Below are 17,690 nucleotides of genomic sequence, written 5' to 3' on the forward strand. Positions count from 1 at the left end.
TGTGATCAGTACCAATAATATTACGATGCAGTTTGGCGCTAAGCCATTGTTTGAAAATGTGTCGGTGAAGTTCGGTGGCGGCCATCGTTATGGTTTGATTGGTGCCAACGGTTCAGGTAAATCAACTTTTATGAAAATTCTGGGCGGTGATCTGGAACCCACCAGCGGTGAGGTGGCCATCGATCAGGGCTTGCGGCTGGGTAAGCTGCGGCAGGATCAGTTTGCATATGAAGATATGCGAGTGCTGGATGTGGTATTGATGGGGCATACGGAAATGTGGGCCGCCATGACTGAGCGTGATGCTATCTATGCCAACCCGGAAGCCACTGAAGATGATTATATGCGCGCGGCTGATCTGGAAGCTAAATTTGCTGAATATGATGGTTATACGGCTGAGGCACGTGCTGCCGAATTACTTGCAGGTGTAGGTATTGATGAGCATCTGCATAATGCCAGTATGAGTGAAGTGGCACCCGGCTTTAAACTGCGTGTGCTGCTGGCACAGGCATTGTTTTCCAAACCGGATGTGCTGTTGCTGGATGAACCTACCAATAATCTGGATATCAATACTATTCGCTGGCTGGAAGGGGTATTGAACAGCTATGAATCTACCATGATTATTATTTCACATGACCGCCACTTTCTGAATGAAGTATGCACTTATATGGCGGATGTGGATTATGGCGGCATTACGCTGTATCCGGGGAATTATGACGATTATATGCTGGCTTCAACTCAGGCACGTGAGCGTACTCTGAAGGATAATGCTAAAGCCAAAGAGAAATTGCAGGAATTACAGGAATTTGTGGCACGTTTTTCTGCCAATAAATCCAAGGCACGTCAGGCAACCAGCCGTGCCAAGCTGGCAGATAAGATCAAGGCAGATATGGTAGAAGTGAAGCCATCAAGCCGTCAGAGCCCGTTTATCCGCTTTAACTTTGATGACAAGAAAAAATTACACCGACAGGCGTTGGAGGTACAAGATTTATCCAAACGTTTTGACCGGCAACTGTTTAAAAAGCTGAATCTGATGCTGGATGCTGGTGAACGGCTGGCCATTATCGGCCCGAATGGTGCCGGTAAATCCACGTTGCTGAAATTACTGGCCGGCGCGTACGATGAAGCGTGTAACGAAGGTATCAAGGCAGACACCGGTACGGTTAGATGGGCGGAAAAAGCGCAGGTAGGCTATTATCCGCAAGACCACGAGAACGATTTTGATGTATCGATGACCTTGACTGAGTGGATGCGCCAGTGGGGTAAAGAAGGCGATGATGAGCAGGTGATTCGCGGAACTCTCGGGCGGTTGCTTTTTGGCAGTAATGAAGTGGGTAAACAGGTACAGGTACTTTCTGGTGGAGAAAAAGGCCGTATGCTGTATGGCAAGCTGATTTTGCAGGAACCGAATGTGCTGGTGATGGATGAACCCACTAACCACATGGACATGGAAAGCATTGAAGCGTTAAATATGGCTCTGGAAAAATTTCCGGGTACGCTGATATTTGTCTCTCATGACCGTCAGTTTGTCTCCAGTTTGGCTACGCAAATTATTGAGCTAGATGGTGAAGGCTGCTTTGAGTATTATCTGGGTGATTACGAAGGCTATCTGGCCAAAAAAGGTCTGGTTTAATTTTATGCTGACTGCCTGTATTTACAGGCAGTTTTTTATATGGGAGAAAATAATGAGTATAGGTAAAAATGAAGTGGTAAAGCTGGTGGACTGTACGGAAAAAGAACATGCCGCAGCCATTCTGGCGCTTTTTAACGATACCATTGCTACTTCTACTGCCTTGTATGATTATGAACCACGATCACTGTCATTCATGCAAGGCTGGTTTGCAGTTAAGCGCGCGCGCAACTGGCCAGTAATTGGTGCGGTAAACGAGCATGGAGAACTGCTGGCCTTTGCTTCTTGGGGCGCATTCAGAGATTATCCAGCCAATAAATACACCGTGGAGCATAGTGTGTATGTTCGCAATGACTGCCGGCGGCAGGGGCTGGCACGCATGCTAATGCAGGAACTGATTGCTCGCGCAAAGCAGACTGATATGCATGTGTTAATGGGAGTAATTGATGCAGCCAATAGTAGCAGCATAGCCCTGCATGAGCAGCTTGGTTTCAAGCATGTAGGCACTTTGCCGCAGATTGGTTTTAAGTTCGGTCACTGGCTGGATGCAGCGCTGTATCAGCTAATTCTGGAAACTCCGGCACAGCCGGTGGATGGCTGACAGGCTGCACGATGCTGCTTCATGTGATTTTCAGCCACCAGTGTACGCTTAGTAAACCCAGTATGGTGAGCAGTAAAGAACCACCAGTGTGTAACAATATATGGGTTATTGCTAAAGTATAGCGTTGTGACTGGAGTAGTTGTACTGATTCGAGCGAAAAAGTTGAAAAAGTAGTTAGCCCGCCAAGAAAACCGGTAATCACAAACAAGCGCCATTCGGGTGCAATATTCACAAAATGCATAAACAGACCGCTGGACAGGCCAATCAGATAGGCTCCTGTCCAGTTGGCTATTAATGTGCCATATGGCAAGCCAGAATAAAGTGGATTCAGGCTGATACTTAGCAGCCAGCGTAAAATGGCACCCAGCGCAGCTCCGCTGGCAATGGCAAATAAAGATAAATACATAGAATATGCTGAAAGCACGGGTACAGGGTTATTTATTTTACGCTAAAACAGAGTAGATCATATTGCCATGTGCTGCTGAAGTGACTACGCTAGCGTTTTAACTATAAATGGAACGTATCAATATGAATCTGACCGAAACTAAAATTACCAGCAAAGAAGTTTATCGTGGTTCGTTTTTAAATGTTTTAGAAGATACTGTCAGCCTGCCTAATGGAAATCAGGCACAGCGGGTGGTGGTACAGCATCCGGGTGCGGCAGCAGTACTGGCGGTAACTGCTGAACAGAAAGTAGTACTGGTAAGGCAATGGCGCTACCCAGTGGGAGAGGCATTGCTGGAAATTCCGGCGGGCAAGCTGGATGGCAAAAATGAGGATCCGGCTGATGCTGCCTTGCGGGAGCTGGCGGAAGAGACTCCTTATACCGCAGCAGAGGTTAAACTTATTCATACTTTCTATACTGTGCCCGGTTTCGGTGATGAAAAAATGTATCTTTATCTGGCGGAAAATGTGCAGCCCAATAGTGCGCTGGCCGCAGATGAGGATGAAATTCTTGAACCAGTATTGTTAAGCCGGGATGAAGTGCGTACGGCATTGGCCAATAACCAGATTCATGACGGTAAAACGCTGATTGCCTTGCAGTACTGGCTATTGTATTGCTAAAACAGGAGTAAGCTGTGATGCATATCGTGCCATTACCAGCCCTGTCGGATAATTATATCTGGCTCTTGCGGCAGGAAAATCATGCAATAGTGGTAGACCCGGGTGAAGCGGCCGTGGTGAAGAATTATCTGACTGCACAGGCGTTAAACCTGAATGCTATCTGGCTTACCCATGCACACCATGACCATACTGGTGGTGTGGCAGCGTTAAAGCAACACTATCCACAGTGTGAGGTTATTGGTTGGGGTGAGTGGTCTGAGGTGAACAGAGCAGTAAATGAAGGCAGTGAATTTGAAGCTTTTGGACAACGGGTAGATGTATGGCATATCCCCGGTCATACTGCTGATCATCTGGCATATATATTGGCTGATTCTACTGGCCAGCAACGGGTATTTTGTGGTGATACCCTGTTTAGCGCCGGTTGCGGGCGGGTATTTACCGGAACTATGGCACAAATGTTTGCCAGCCTGCAGCGCTTAAACAGCTTGCCACCAGATACCTTATTTTATCCGGCACATGAATATACGGCAGCTAATTTAAAATTTGCTCAGGCTGTAGAACCGGATAATCCGGCAATCAGGCAGGCATTATTGCAGTCAGTAACATTACCTACATTACCGGTCAGTCTGGCGCATGAACGTGATATCAACCCTTTTTTGCGTACCAGCCAGCCACAAGTTATCGCTTCAGTAGTGCAGAAAGGATTGTCTGAGCAGCAGTCCGCTGAGCCGCTAGCAGTATTTACCTGTTTGCGGGAATGGAAAAACTGTTTTTGATTACAGTATAAGTTACAGCATGTTATCATTTAGTCAGTATAATAACGAAGGAATATATGAGTTGAAACAGGGCTGAATGATAACAATTGATGATATCGGCCAGTAAAAGATTCATGGCGCTTTCAGCCTGTCAACCTGTCTGAATATGAAAACAACTTTGCCATACTGTATGAACTGGACACAATTATTAAGTGCCCAACGTTTTAAACCGGATAATGGCTGTATCGTGCCTACCGTGACCTCTTCCAGTGAAGAAGGCGCGGAGGCTTTACGTACTGATTTTCACATAGATTATGATCGTGTGGTGTTTTCCAGCGGTTTTCGTCGTCTGGCACGTAAAACGCAGGTGCATCCGTTTGCCTTGCATGACCACACGCACAACCGTCTCACTCATAGTGTTGAGGTGGCCAGCGTCGGGCGTAGCTTGGGCAATCGTGTCGGCGTTATGCTGACTGCCGGTAATTTCCTACCACCGGGCAGTCATGCTGCCGATATTGGTGCGATAGTACAGGTAGCCTGTCTGGCGCATGATTTTGGTAATCCGCCGTTCGGGCATACCGGTGAAGAAGCACTGCGAGAATGGTTTCGTGATCCGCAGCACGCTCATTATTTGCGGGAATTGAGCAATACTGAGCGCAATGATATTGAAACCTATGAAGGTAATGCACATAGTCTGCGTCTGGTAGCCAGTCTGGAAATGTATCAGAACGCTGGCGGCATGCGGCTCACCGCAGCAGTTATCGGTGCCTTGCTGAAATATCCTTGGACAAGTTCGGCTGAGCAGGGGCGGCGTAAATTTAATATCTATCAGACAGAGCTACCTTTTATTCGGTGCGTTGCCCGGCAGCTTGGCCTGCCACTGTCGGGTGAAAATCACTGGGTACGACATCCATTATCGTATTTGATGGAAGCTGCTGATGATATTTGCTACGCTTTATTGGATCTGGAGGACGCTGTTGAGCTGGGCTTGTTACAGGTTGATGAAGTAGAGCAAATCTTATCCAGACTAACCAATAAAGAATATGAATGGCACTCTTATGCCAGTCAGGAACGTTGTGCCCGTTTGCGTGGGATTGCCATTGGCCGCGCAGTAGATGATATTGCACATACTTTTATCAAACACCACAGTGATTTATTGAATGGCTCTTTTCGCGGCAAAGATTTACTTGCACTGGCCAGTCCCGATGTAAATGAAGCGTTGAATGCAGCTAAGGAGCTGGCACGGACACGCATATTTCACCATCAGAGCAAGCTGATTACTGAAATCGCTACTTTTCCCTGTCTCGGGTCGATACTAGGTTTGCTGGTACCGGCTGTGCATGCCTTCATTAAAACCGACAAATTAAGCAGACGGCAGGAGCTAGCTTTGTCATTATTAAAAGAGCAGAAACTAAGCAAAGAGGATAGTTTATATCTGGCTTATATGAAAGTTTTGGATTTTGTTGGTGGTATGACTGATAACACCGCAGCAAAATTGGCTCGTGAGGTATCCGGTATCGGTATGTTGTAGATTTTCGCCTGACTTGTTTATTAAATTATATTATAAATCATATTGATATGTATTTATTTTGTTTTTATGGCAGTTTTCTGCTTGCCAAATGTCAGATTATTGCGTATTATCGCGCTTCTTGATTTTCGGTGACTCTTAAACGAGTTCGAAAGCAATGCACCCGTAGCTCAGTTGGATAGAGTATCTGGCTACGAACCAGAGGGTCGGGCGTTCGAATCGCTCCGGGTGCACCATCAAGACAACGCGCCCATCGTCTAGCGGTTAGGACATCGCCCTTTCACGGCGGTAACCGGGGTTCGATTCCCCGTGGGCGTGCCAGATTCTGAAAACCTGTTTGATTTTTCAAACAGGTTTTTTATTTTGTTTTAAAACCATTCTTGATGTATCTATCTAGCAAGTATTTAACGCAACACCGCTACTCATTAACATCATAACTGGATAAGCTTGCGTAATGTATTGGGGTACAAGCAGGCTAAATTTATACCCCAAAATAAGCGGCACGTTGTGACAGCCAGCGTTGCAAGTGCTTATTGACTACTTCTGATTGCTGGCTAATCAGTATAGGTGCCAGATCACGTGCTTTTTCCAATAATGGTAAATCTTCTTCCAGATTGGCAAAACGCAGCATGGGCACACCGCTTTGGCGCGCCCCCAGAAATTCTCCCGGACCACGGATATTTAAATCTTGCCGAGCAATTTCAAAACCATCAGTATTTTCATAAATCACTTTCAGGCGTGCTTTAGCCAAGTCGCCCAGCGGTTCACTAAACAGCAATACACAGCGACTGGCTGCTGCTCCACGCCCCACGCGTCCGCGCAGCTGATGTAATTGCGCCAGTCCCATACGCTCCGCATGTTCAATAACCATCAGGCTGGCATTGGGTACATCCACCCCTACCTCAATCACGGTAGTTGCTACTAATACCTGCGTACTACCTTCGACAAATGCAGCCATTACAGCCGCTTTTTCCGCAGGTTTCAGACGGCCATGTATCAGGCCTATGGTCAGTTCCGGCAAGGCGGCCTGTAATTGGGCAACAGTATCCACAGCTGTTTGTAGTTGTAATACTTCTGACTCCTCAATTAACGGGCATACCCAATATACCTGCCGCCCCTGAGCGCAAGTATGCTTCACCAGTTTTTCCACTTCATGCCGGCGCGCACTGTTCACCAGACGAGTTACTACCGGCGTGCGTCCGGGCGGCAATTCATCAATTACCGAAACATCCAGATCAGCAAAAAAACTCATTGCCAGTGTGCGCGGTATCGGTGTGGCAGACATCATTAACTGATGTACATCATCTCCTTTATTCTTTAAGGCCAGACGCTGGGCTACACCAAAGCGGTGTTGTTCATCAACAATAACCAACCCCAGATTATGAAAGGCCACATCATCCTGAAACAGCGCATGCGTGCCAACGGCCAGTTGAACCGTACCGTTTGCCAGTTCATTTTTGGCCTCTTCACGGGCTTTTTTGCGCACACTGCCGGAAAGCCAGGCAATCCTGATTCCCAATGGCGCAAACCATTGCTGGAATTTCAGGTAATGCTGTTCAGCCAGAATTTCTGTGGGCGCCATTACCGCTACCTGAAAACCCGCTTCCATTGCTGCTGCGGCAGCAAGTGCACAAACAATGGTTTTGCCACTGCCCACGTCTCCCTGCAATAAACGGTGCATCGGATGACTTTGTGCCAAATCTTTAGTAATTTCAGCAATGGCACGGTGTTGTGCCGTGGTTAAGGCGAAACCCAGATTAGCCAGTAAAGGTTGGCTGATATGCCCGTTACCACATAAAGCTGTAGCATGACCATTCAAACGTTGCTGGCGTGCCAGCCGCATTGATAATTGCTGTGCCAGCAATTCATCGAATTTCAGCCGCTGCCATGCGGGTAAAGTGCCATCATGCAAATCTCGCGCCGAGTACTCGGGTGGAGGAGAATGCAGAAAAGTCAGACTTTCCAGAAAGGGCGGTAACTGCAATTGTTGTAATAGTTCGGCTGGCAAGGTATCGTCGGCTGGCAGATGCTTGAGCGCAGCCTGAATCAGGCGGTGTAAAGTGGGTTGATTCAGTCCATTAACTGTAGGGTAGATTGGTGTCAGACTTTCGGCTAATCCTTTGTCGATATCAGTACGAATTTTGGGATGTACCATTTCATCACCCAAAAAACCATGTCTGATTTCACCTAGCGCACGAATTACATTGCCTTCTGCCAGTTGTTTTTGCTGGCTGGGGTAAAAATGCAGAAAACGCAGATACAAAACATGGCCGGACACATCTTTGACTTGTACTACTAACTGTTTGCGTGGACGAAATTGTATTTGCTGATGGATTACTGTTGCTTCAATCTGTACTGGTACACCTGTCTGAGCATCAGCAATTGGTGTGATATGAGTTTCATCCTCATAGCGTAAAGGCAAATGCAGGGATAAATCCCAGATATTACTGATATTGAGCTTGGCCAGTTTGGCGAGTGTGCCTGTACTGACTGGAAAAGGAAAAGCAGCAGTAGACATGGTGAAACAGTTAAAAGACATAATACAATATTGCTACCATAGCATGTTTAACCACATATCGCTATTCTGGCAGGCTTTGTCTCAAATGATGGTGGATAAATGACTGGTGATTATTTAACAAGTTTGTTTACCACAAAAATAAACCCGTTCTGCTAACCGGTAATTTTTTTCCGCAGCAAAACGGGTGGGGCTTTTCAGAAGCAATTAATCCTGTCTTTCGACTTGTGTTACATCACGTACTGCACCAGTATCGGCACTGGTTGTCATTGCGGCATAGGCACGTAAAGCAATGGAAACATGGCGCTGGCGTTTCACAGGTTTCCATGCACGGGCGCCACGGCTTTCCATTTCTGTACGGCGTTGTTGTAGTTCAGCATCGGATACAGCCAGATGAATCCGGCGTGCAGGAATATCGATTTCAATTATATCTCCTTCATGCACCAGACCAATATTGCCACCTTCCGCCGCCTCTGGCGAAGCGTGGCCAATCGACAAGCCGGATGTGCCACCGGAAAAACGGCCATCGGTGAGCAGTGCACAGGCTTTACCTAAGCCTTTGGATTTCAGATAGCTGGTTGGATAAAGCATTTCCTGCATACCGGGGCCGCCTTTAGGGCCTTCATAACGGATAATAACCACATCACCAGCCACAATCTGATTGCCTAGAATGGCTTCAACCGCCTCATCCTGACTTTCAAATACGCGGGCACGACCGCTAAATTTAAGAATACTGTCGTCTACACCGGCGGTTTTCACCACACAGCCACGTTCAGCCAGATTGCCAAATAAAACCGCCAGACCGCCATCTTGTGAATAGGCGTGCTCTTTATCACGGATACAGCCATTTGCGCGATCCAGATCAAGCGAAGGCCACATACAGTTTTGCGAGAAAGCTTCGGTTGAACGTACACCACCCGGCGCAGCCTGATAACGTTGTTTTGCCTCTGTATTGGCCGGACTGCTTACGTCCCAGTGTGCAATCGCATCTGCCAGCGTAGGCATGTGGACAGTATGCACGCTGGTATCCAGCAGGCCGGCACGATTGAGCTGGGACAGAATGGCCATTACTCCGCCGGCACGATGTACATCTTCCATATGATATTTCTGCGTAGCTGGTGCAACTTTACACAGACAGGGTACATGCCGGCTTAACTGGTCAATATCAGCCATTTTGAAATTAACCCCAGCTTCGGTTGCAGCGGCGAGCAGATGCAATACTGTATTAGTAGAACCGCCCATAGCAATATCCAGACTCATGGCATTATTGAAAGCTGCCTTGGTGGCAATGCTGCGAGGAAGAACACTGCTGTCATCCTGCTCATAATAGCGTCTGGCTAATTCAACAATACGCCGGCCTGCTTCGAGAAACAGCTCTTTACGTAAAGCATGGGTGGCCAGCAAAGAACCATTACCAGGTAAAGACAAACCCAGTGCTTCAGTCAGGCAATTCATTGAATTGGCAGTAAACATGCCTGAGCAAGAACCACAGGTAGGGCAGGCGCTGCGTTCTACACTGGCTACAGTTTCATCGCTGATGTTATCGTTGCCGGCTTCAATCATGGCATCAATCAAATCCAGCTTGCGTATTTGTTGCTGTCCATTAGTTGTAGCGATGATTTTGCCGGCCTCCATTGGACCACCGGATACAAATATGGTTGGAATGTTTAGGCGCATCGACGCCATCAGCATTCCTGGTGTAATTTTGTCACAGTTGGATATACACACTAGCGCGTCAGCACAGTGGGCATTAACCATATATTCAACACTATCAGCAATCAAATCACGTGAAGGTAGGCTGTACAGCATTCCCTCATGACCCATAGCAATGCCATCATCTACAGCAATCGTATTGAATTCTTTCGCAATCCCTCCGGAACGCTCAATTTCTTGTGCTACCAGCTGACCAATATTATGTAAATGCACATGGCCGGGAACAAATTGAGTGAATGAATTGGCAATGGCAATAATAGGTTTGCCAAAATCCTCATCGGCAACACCAGTTGCGCGCCATAATGCACGCGCGCCAGCCATATTGCGCCCGTGTGTAGAAATTTGTGAACGGTATTGTGGCATTATCATTCCCTTGTAATGTTTTTTATCTGTAGATATTAAAACAACAACTGCCTGCATACTACGCAGGCAGTTGATATTTGTAAACTCAGGTTTAAATTTTAATTACAATAGTTTTAGCCAGATAGTCTTCCAATGTGCGCCAATAGGTAGTGGTGCGAAATAACATAAACAGACAAATAGCATAAAAAAATAACGAGATAAAATTAGGTTTCTTTAGTGCAGTATAGATATTTTGATAAAAAATCAGATTCAATAACAGATCAATTGTGATTAATACAATAAAAGGCAATATTTCACGAAGTAAAACTGTTCCTATAAAACCAGGATTGCTACCATCTATCCCGATAACCTTTATCCCCAGCAGTTTTTTACCAAAGGACTGACCTCTCGTGCTCATCATAATGCACTGACCAATAAAATACATTAATAACGGAACTAAAGTGGCCAATATTATACATATTTTTCCGGCTAGGGCACTGTGCAACATTTTGGCTAAAAGCCCAAAGAAAAGTGTGCCCAGAATCATACCAAGATAAAAAATGAGCCAGTTAATTAAAACAGCAGCAATGCGCATCCAAGGTGAAGCCAGTTCAACTTCATAATCATCTGCTAAGCTGCTATAGGATGAGGAGGAAAGATAATCAGTCATGTATTGGTTTATCTATAAGGAAATATAAGATATGTTAATTTATATTATATAGATTTGTTTTTGCCGAAGAAATAATATTTTATATTTGATATGTCGAATTGTAGTTAAATTGCTAGGGTATAAATCATTAACTGAATGGGCACATATGCTGTCTATATAAATAATAATGCAAATGTCATTATAAATTTCTACTTAATTAGAAATCATTAAAATAATTATTCAATCTATAAAATCTTTTGCAGGTGCCATTTAGCAGCTTTGTATTTAACTTAACTGATTAATGATGATAATTGGTGTATTGGTAGCGATGAACATTTATGTCACTATGGTGTTATACTTTGATGCCAATTGTGTTGGCAAGATAATCCTGTAAAGTAAGGCGATTAGTCTTTTTGAAAAATAGCATGACTAAACAAATAAATGAGAATATAAGTTTACGTAAATATATAATTATAATCAAAGCAAATTGCGTATTAAATGAGGATAGTATAAAGCTGATCCTTGTTGGTGTGAATATAAATAATAATGCTAACCCTACGAGAATATTAAATCTCACGCATCAGTACCGTCCTAGCAAACCCAGAATTTTGTCCTGTGGTCTTGATGACTTTGATTTTCATCAATCGTTTACCAATAGATTGTCCTGTAATACACATCTGTATAGTTTGCCAAAGTGCAAAAATGGCTACTGATAAAATAATATATAAAAATATACTTGATAGATCATGTGTATTTCAAAAACAAACAGCAATCCAAAAAAAGATGAGGCTGGTTCAGTAGGCCGAAAGTCAGAAAGAAACCATAACTCAAAAGGTTGCACAATATTTTATCCTAAGGCCCCAGATTCAAAATCAAATGTTGCGTTATAAATGCGCAGACCTATAAAAATAATAGAATAATATATTGCATTATTAATTAAGCAGGCTGCAATTCTCCTCCACGGGGAAGCCAATTCAACTGCAACTGATTCACGGGATTCAGTCATAAACAACTTGGATTGATTATTATTTGAGTCTGAATGTTGTTGTGTGTTTACCATCATTGAACCTATGTCAGATTTTGTGTATTTTGCTTTTAAGTTAACTGTTAGTTCTGTTACTAAATTCTATAATAATTTGATTTATCTAACTTTCCTAATTCTGTATGGATATTGCCCATCTTCCATATGATATTTCTGTGTAGCCGGTGCAGCTTTATACAGACAGCGTACATGCCGGCTTAACTGTTCGATATGGTCATTTTGAAATTAACCCGGCTTCAATAGCTGCGGTGAGCAGGTGTGATACCGTATTGGTAGAACTGCCCATAGCAATATCCAGACTCATGGCATTATTGAAAGCTGCCTTGGTAGCCATGCTGCGGGAAAGAACACTGCTATCATCCTGCTCGTAATAGTGTTTTGCTAATTCAATAATATGCCATTTGGTTTGGAGAAACAGTTCTGTAATAAATTACATGAGTAGGCAGAATCTTAATCGACAAAGCCAGTTACGCTGCATAGTGTACGCGCACCAGCATATGCACGCCATTGATATTTGTAAACTCAAGACCGATTTTTAATTACAGTAATTCTGCCAACAAATTTCCAGTGTAAGCCTAGATTTATTTTTTCGAAATAGTATATGCATGATATGCATCGTCTACATGGCTATTTTTCAGCTTTTATAACTATTGTTCTGGCTAAATAATCCTGAAGAGTACGTTGATTTGTGCTTTTTCGGAAAAGCATAATCAGGCAAATAAACGGAAGCAAATAAGCAAATAGCAATTCAGTGGCTATCTCGGGAAAGTTAAATAAGTTAACAAATATAGCTACAAACGTAACTGAGATAATTTCGGCAATTATATTAAAGATACCTTCACGTAGCAGTACAGTACCAACAAAACCCGGATTTTGTCCGTCAATGCCAATAACTTTAATACCCATCAGACGTTTACCAAAAGATTGTCCGGTTTTGCTCATTTGTATAAATTGAAAGATAGCATAGATTAATAGAGATATAGAAATGCATATTATTAAACTTAAAATTACAATATATTCAGACTCAGATCGTAAGACAATTTTAACAAGAATAAGAGAGAGTATAACGCCAATAAGGGCAGCTAAAGTTAACAATAAACTGTTAATAATATATGCGCTAATTCTGTTCCAGGGGCTGGCAAGTTCAACTTCCATTTCCCTATCTGTTATATGGTCATATTGATGATTATTTGTTGAAAATTTTTCTTCGATATTAGACATAATTGATTTTTCTAAAAATTAATTGATGAAAATTACATAAATAACTTTAATTGTTACAGTAATTATTCCTTCTGCTTCAATTGGTATGCATAAAAATATAAAAAATACTGTTAAATATTTTAAGGAATCCTGCTCGTAAATTCTATAATTTTTTTGTGATCAATATTTAGCTCCTATTTTTATACTCTTCTCAGTTTTTCAATAGAGTATGAATACTTACGTTACAATTATTGGTTGGTGGTGCTTGATGAATAGCAATAACAACTTTATATTGCTCAAATTAACCGGTTTTCTGTTGAACGATTAAATGATTGCTTGTCTGAACAATGGATTTACTATCCACAGTGAGTATTAAATATCCCATATAGATTTAATAACAATACTGTAACATCTACAATCAGAATATCTGATTAACGTCTGGGGATTCTGACCTTAATGGGCTTCTCTGAAATTTTATCTCTGACAACTATTGTATCAGCCAGAAAATCCGGTAATGTTCGTCGTTGCCACTTAGTAATAAATACCATAGCTGGAAAAAACATAAAGACAAAATAACCAATACCTAAAGTCAAAGAGCCTATTATTACTACTATTAACTGATATACGATTTCGCGCAAAATCACATTGCGTACAAAGCCAGGATTATCACCATTGGTTCTGATTACCCTGAGATTTAGCATGCGTTTACCTATAGACTGACCATATTTAGTCATCCAGTTTATTTGCCATGCGGTAAAAATAATCAGTGCCATTATCGTCAAACAGATTATAGTCAGCGTTTGCGGTAGTGTAAGCCAGTCCAGAAAAAACTCTGTTAACTCATCTGAATCATACTCTTCCTCCATAGCTTCAAATAATGCTGATAGTGAATAGATGGATATAGGCAAAAAAATAATATATTGGAACAGTTGATTGATGGTTATTGCACACAGGCGATAGGCTGGTGTGGCCAGCTCCAGTTTACCATCAGCCAACGCCGGCATAGATTCTATATATCGATCAGAACATGATGTGTCTGGTTTGATACGGTATTGTTTTTGCATATCAGTATTTTGATAATATATGTAATAAAAGATGTTTTATTGTAAGTAAATGATGAGTATCCTGCAATGTTGGTTTTAATTAAATGATATATAGAAATAAAATGTATATTTCGATTGTGGTTAATAAAAGACAGACAGATTGATTAGTCAATCTGTCTGTCTTTCTTCACTTCTGGGGTGCCAGTTTTTTTATGAGGAAGCACGCAATTCTGCTGAGAGCTTATCCAGAATGCCATTGATAAATTTATAGCCGTCTGTACCACCGAAGGTTTTAGTGATTTCGATTGCTTCGTTAATAATCACCGGATGAGGTGTTTCCGGCATAGCTGATAGTTCGTGGCAGGCCATTAGCAAAACTGCCCGTTCTACCGGATTCAGTTCATCCTCATGTCGGTCGAGTAGAGGACGAATACGTCTCATGTAGTCGCGCTGATTGTTATAAGCGCCAAAGAATATCTGAGTAAACAGCTCACCGTCAGCCTTAGCAAAATATTCATTTTCACGAATATTCTGTGCAATAATGGCTGCCGATTCTTCTTTATTCAGCTGTGCCTGATACAGCGCCTGCACCGCAAATTGACGAGCACGGCGACGTGGGGTAATCATTGACATGTATACAATGTCCTTGTTTAGTAAATAATCAATATTGGGTTTTAAGCAGATTTGCCATTTCCACTGCTACAGTCGCTGCTTCACTGCCCTTGTTATACATACGTGCCAGTGCCTGAGCATCGTTTTCGGTGGTGAGGATGGCATTGGCAATTGGTATCTGATGATCCAGGCTAATACGGGATACACCAGCTGCCGCTTCATTTGATACCAGTTCGAAATGATAGGTTTCACCACGGATAACCACACCAATGGCCACTAATGCGTCAAATTTGCCGCTACCAGCCATACTTTGCAATACCAGCGGTACTTCTAATGCACCAGGCACAGTAGCCAGCGTAATATCGCTATCCTTAACCCCCAGTTTAACCAGACGTTCGGTACAGGCTTTAACCAGTTGAGCACCAATCGGATTAGTAAAACGTGCCTGTACGATGCCTATGCGCAGGCCAGAACCATTGTGTTCCGGGGTGATGGTATTCATTTGATTTCCTTTTTCATCAGTTATGTCATTAGCGCTGGTGTATAAAATAAAAAAAGCTTTTATATTGGGTATTCAAACGCCAATGTTTAGTGGTCTGATTTTACCGAATTTGTCGATAGCGTGGAATGTTTAAACGGTTTTTTTCTGGCCGCGCCTGGGTTTAATTGAACCCAGATATATTGCCAGCAAAGTTAATACTGTGCCAGTCCATTGCGCCGTATTAATCGGTTTATTGAGAAAAAAATAGTCAATCAGAATTGCAGCAATCGGCTCACTTAATAATAACAGACCGGTTAAAGTTAACGACAGCAGCGGCACGGCATAAGCAATTAGTCCCCAGGCAAAGCATTGCATAATCACACCATATATGATGATCAGAAGTACATCTGCCATATTGGTAGGCCAGAAATGGTTTGAATCAATTAATATACTTGGCACAATTAAGGCGCCAACTCCACCAACGCTCACCAGTAGCATTAGCGGAAATAAAGCAACCGGTTCTGCCTGATGTGCTTGCCGGATACAGGCCATGGAGGAGGCCAGAGCTGCTCCGGAAACCAGACCAATAAAAATGCCATATCCACCATAGGTATTGTGTCTGAGTTCTGGATGGGCTATCAGTATAATGCCAATTATGGACAATAACATACTGAATAATTGTAATTTGCTTTGGCGCTCACCAAAGAAAAACCAGGCAATTGCAGCTAGGAAAAATATTTGCATGCTATTGAGAAGAGTGGAAATTCCTGGACCAACAGCGTGAATACTTTCATGCCAGAATGCCAGATCAAAGCCTAAAAATACACCGGAAAGAATGCAGAAACGCTGTGCTTTACCGCTTGTAGGTAATTTTTGTCCAAAGTGTCGGCTAAGTAACAGGAAAACGATACCACCAATCAATACGCGCCATAAAGCAATGGCATAGGAACCAACGGAAACAAATTTAACAATCAAGCTGCCGAGCCCGAAAACAACGCAGCCAAAAGTTAAACCGGAAGCAGCCCATTTTTGTGGGGTCAGTTGCATTAAATATTATCCTTGAAAAACAGCCATTACAATAGGCTGTCGGAAAATATCTGATGTTCCCATCCGGTTACATCGCATAATTCAGACAGCCTGAGGGGGGCGTATTGTATTTCAATTGTGCTACTAAAATATATACTTGTTTAGTAAATAATTATTATCGGGTTGGTTCTTCAAATCCGATTACTTCAAGACCAAATCCGTTCAGGCCGGTAAAGGCTGAGGGCTTGCCCATAACTCGCATACGTTTTACTTGCAGGCCAGCCAGTATCTGTGCTCCGATACCATAGGTTTTACTATCCCACTGTCTAGCCTGATGGGCGCCTTTAGGTAAGGTGCGATCCAGCAGAGTAGCGCCTGTTTCGGTGCGGTGCATTAGAATGATAACACCGGCATCAGCTTGCTGTATGCGTGCCATGGCTTCAGGTAATGGCCATGTGTGCAGTTGGTCTGGTTGCAGAAAATCCATGGCACTGAATGGTTCATGTACCCGTACCAGTACTTCTTCAGCATTTGCCGGATTGCCTTTTACCAGAGCCAGATGGGTTTCACCTGATAATTGATCTACGTATACATGCTGGGTGAAATCACCCCAGGTTGTGTGGATATTATTAACACCCAGTTCTTCGATCAGGCTTTCATGACGGCTGCGGTATTCAATCAAATCGGCAATGGTACCGATTTTTATGTTGTGTTTTTCTGCAAAAACCATTAGTTCAGGCATACGAGCCATTGTGCCATCATCATTAATAATTTCACAGATAACTGCCGCTGGAATTAAGCCAGCCATTTTGGCCAAGTCAACACTTGCTTCTGTATGTCCAGTACGTACCAGAACTCCGCCTTTTTGTGCCCGTAAGGGAAAAATATGACCCGGCTGAACGATATCTTCTGCTCTGGCAGTAGGGGAAACTGCTGCCTGTACGGTATGGGCACGGTCTGCTGCGGAGATACCAGTAGTTATTCCTTGTGCGGCTTCAATGGAAACAGTAAAGTTAGTACCATACTGGGCGCCATTATTTTGAGTCATCAGGGGTAAACGCAGCCGATCAACAATCTCTTCTTCCAGAGGCAAACACACCAGTCCGCGGGCGTGTTTAATCATGAAATTTATTGCTTCTGGTGTGACAAACTGTGCGGCCATAGTTAAATCGCCTTCGTTTTCACGGTTTTCCGCATCTGTAAGAATAACCATTTTGCCGGCTTTTATATCGGCAATGATTTCTGGAATAGTGGCAATACTCATGATAGTAAACACCGATCTCTTGGCAAAATGAGGACTATTTTACTCTCGATTAGCGGCTGTAGCTAATTTTTATCCTCGTATTTTATCAATGCTTGCCATAAGACCATTCTGTTTTGTTTACTATTTATAGGATTGAAATGAAATCCATGGATTTGGGTGCTGAAACTTTTAAGCATAGCTATCATTAAATTGGGTTATCAACTTCATCTAATATGTTGAACGGTATA

15 protein-coding genes, 2 tRNA genes and 2 pseudogenes are annotated in these 17,690 nt (G+C 43.2%); 7 read left to right on the top strand and 12 right to left on the bottom strand.

Annotated elements, in window-relative coordinates; genetic code table 11:
* Position 1: 1 nt before the first annotated feature.
* Positions 2-1,630, top strand: a complete 1,629-nt coding sequence (locus BHC51_RS01330) for an ABC-F family ATPase (protein WP_100153145.1) — start codon at positions 2-4, stop codon at positions 1,628-1,630.
* A 52-nt stretch (positions 1,631-1,682) separates the two neighbouring features.
* Positions 1,683-2,228, top strand: coding sequence for a GNAT family N-acetyltransferase (locus BHC51_RS01335; protein WP_100100872.1), 546 nt, complete (start codon positions 1,683-1,685; stop codon positions 2,226-2,228).
* 19 nt (positions 2,229-2,247) lie between these two features.
* On the opposite strand, the gene crcB is transcribed toward BHC51_RS01335, so the two are convergent.
* Positions 2,248-2,634, bottom strand: a complete 387-nt coding sequence (crcB, locus tag BHC51_RS01340) for a fluoride efflux transporter CrcB (RefSeq protein ID WP_100123672.1) — start codon at positions 2,632-2,634, stop codon at positions 2,248-2,250.
* A 122-nt stretch (positions 2,635-2,756) separates the two neighbouring features.
* Between crcB and BHC51_RS01345 the strand changes: the two genes are divergently transcribed.
* The 5 genes from BHC51_RS01345 to BHC51_RS01365 all read left to right on the top strand — a co-directional run bounded on the left by BHC51_RS01345 (position 2,757) and on the right by BHC51_RS01365 (position 5,897).
* Entirely contained in the window at positions 2,757-3,293 is a 537-nt protein-coding gene (locus BHC51_RS01345) for an NUDIX hydrolase (protein WP_100123673.1), read from the top strand.
* Between the two features lie 17 nt (positions 3,294-3,310).
* Positions 3,311-4,069 (top strand): hydroxyacylglutathione hydrolase, encoded by a 759-nt coding sequence (gloB, locus tag BHC51_RS01350; protein ID WP_100123674.1) that lies wholly within the window; start codon positions 3,311-3,313, stop codon positions 4,067-4,069.
* Between the two features lie 169 nt (positions 4,070-4,238).
* Positions 4,239-5,579, top strand: a complete 1,341-nt coding sequence (locus BHC51_RS01355) for a deoxyguanosinetriphosphate triphosphohydrolase (protein ID WP_100100873.1) — start codon at positions 4,239-4,241, stop codon at positions 5,577-5,579.
* A 156-nt stretch (positions 5,580-5,735) separates the two neighbouring features.
* Positions 5,736-5,812 (top strand) — tRNA-Arg (locus tag BHC51_RS01360).
* Positions 5,813-5,822: 10 nt separating this feature from the next.
* A tRNA-Glu gene (locus BHC51_RS01365) sits at positions 5,823-5,897 on the top strand.
* A gap of 160 nt (positions 5,898-6,057) precedes the next feature.
* On the opposite strand, the gene recG is transcribed toward BHC51_RS01365, so the two are convergent.
* From recG to ribBA, 11 genes and pseudogenes are all read right to left on the bottom strand, one after another.
* Positions 6,058-8,094, bottom strand: coding sequence for an ATP-dependent DNA helicase RecG (gene recG / locus BHC51_RS01370; RefSeq protein WP_100153200.1), 2,037 nt, complete (start codon positions 8,092-8,094; stop codon positions 6,058-6,060).
* 204 nt (positions 8,095-8,298) lie between these two features.
* Positions 8,299-10,167, bottom strand: coding sequence for a dihydroxy-acid dehydratase (ilvD, locus tag BHC51_RS01375; protein ID WP_100135516.1), 1,869 nt, complete (start codon positions 10,165-10,167; stop codon positions 8,299-8,301).
* Positions 10,168-10,258: 91 nt separating this feature from the next.
* Positions 10,259-10,816 carry an RDD family protein gene (locus BHC51_RS01380; protein ID WP_100123675.1) on the bottom strand — a complete coding sequence of 186 codons (558 nt, stop codon included), beginning with the start codon at positions 10,814-10,816 and terminating at the stop codon, positions 10,259-10,261.
* Between the two features lie 545 nt (positions 10,817-11,361).
* Entirely contained in the window at positions 11,362-11,529 is a 168-nt protein-coding gene (locus BHC51_RS01385) for an RDD family protein (RefSeq protein ID WP_100153146.1), read from the bottom strand.
* A gap of 443 nt (positions 11,530-11,972) precedes the next feature.
* Positions 11,973-12,258: pseudogene (locus tag BHC51_RS01390) on the bottom strand (dihydroxy-acid dehydratase domain-containing protein); the annotation flags it as partial.
* 206 nt (positions 12,259-12,464) lie between these two features.
* Positions 12,465-13,058 (bottom strand): RDD family protein, encoded by a 594-nt coding sequence (locus BHC51_RS01395; protein WP_100098760.1) that lies wholly within the window; start codon positions 13,056-13,058, stop codon positions 12,465-12,467.
* Between the two features lie 410 nt (positions 13,059-13,468).
* Complete coding sequence (locus tag BHC51_RS01400) at positions 13,469-14,101, bottom strand: RDD family protein (RefSeq protein WP_100153147.1); 633 nt, start codon at positions 14,099-14,101, stop codon at positions 13,469-13,471.
* Positions 14,102-14,290: 189 nt separating this feature from the next.
* Complete coding sequence (nusB, locus tag BHC51_RS01405; protein ID WP_100098915.1) at positions 14,291-14,707, bottom strand: transcription antitermination factor NusB; 417 nt, start codon at positions 14,705-14,707, stop codon at positions 14,291-14,293.
* 34 nt (positions 14,708-14,741) lie between these two features.
* Positions 14,742-15,194 carry a 6,7-dimethyl-8-ribityllumazine synthase gene (gene ribH, locus BHC51_RS01410; protein ID WP_100098762.1) on the bottom strand — a complete coding sequence of 151 codons (453 nt, stop codon included), beginning with the start codon at positions 15,192-15,194 and terminating at the stop codon, positions 14,742-14,744.
* A gap of 129 nt (positions 15,195-15,323) precedes the next feature.
* Positions 15,324-16,220 (bottom strand): DMT family transporter, encoded by an 897-nt coding sequence (locus BHC51_RS01415; RefSeq protein ID WP_100098763.1) that lies wholly within the window; start codon positions 16,218-16,220, stop codon positions 15,324-15,326.
* A gap of 154 nt (positions 16,221-16,374) precedes the next feature.
* Positions 16,375-17,457: pseudogene (ribBA, locus tag BHC51_RS01420) on the bottom strand (bifunctional 3,4-dihydroxy-2-butanone-4-phosphate synthase/GTP cyclohydrolase II); the annotation flags it as partial.
* Positions 17,458-17,690: the final 233 nt, after the last annotated feature.

This window comes from Snodgrassella alvi (genome assembly GCF_002777745.1).
GTDB lineage: Bacteria > Pseudomonadota > Gammaproteobacteria > Burkholderiales > Neisseriaceae > Snodgrassella > Snodgrassella alvi_D.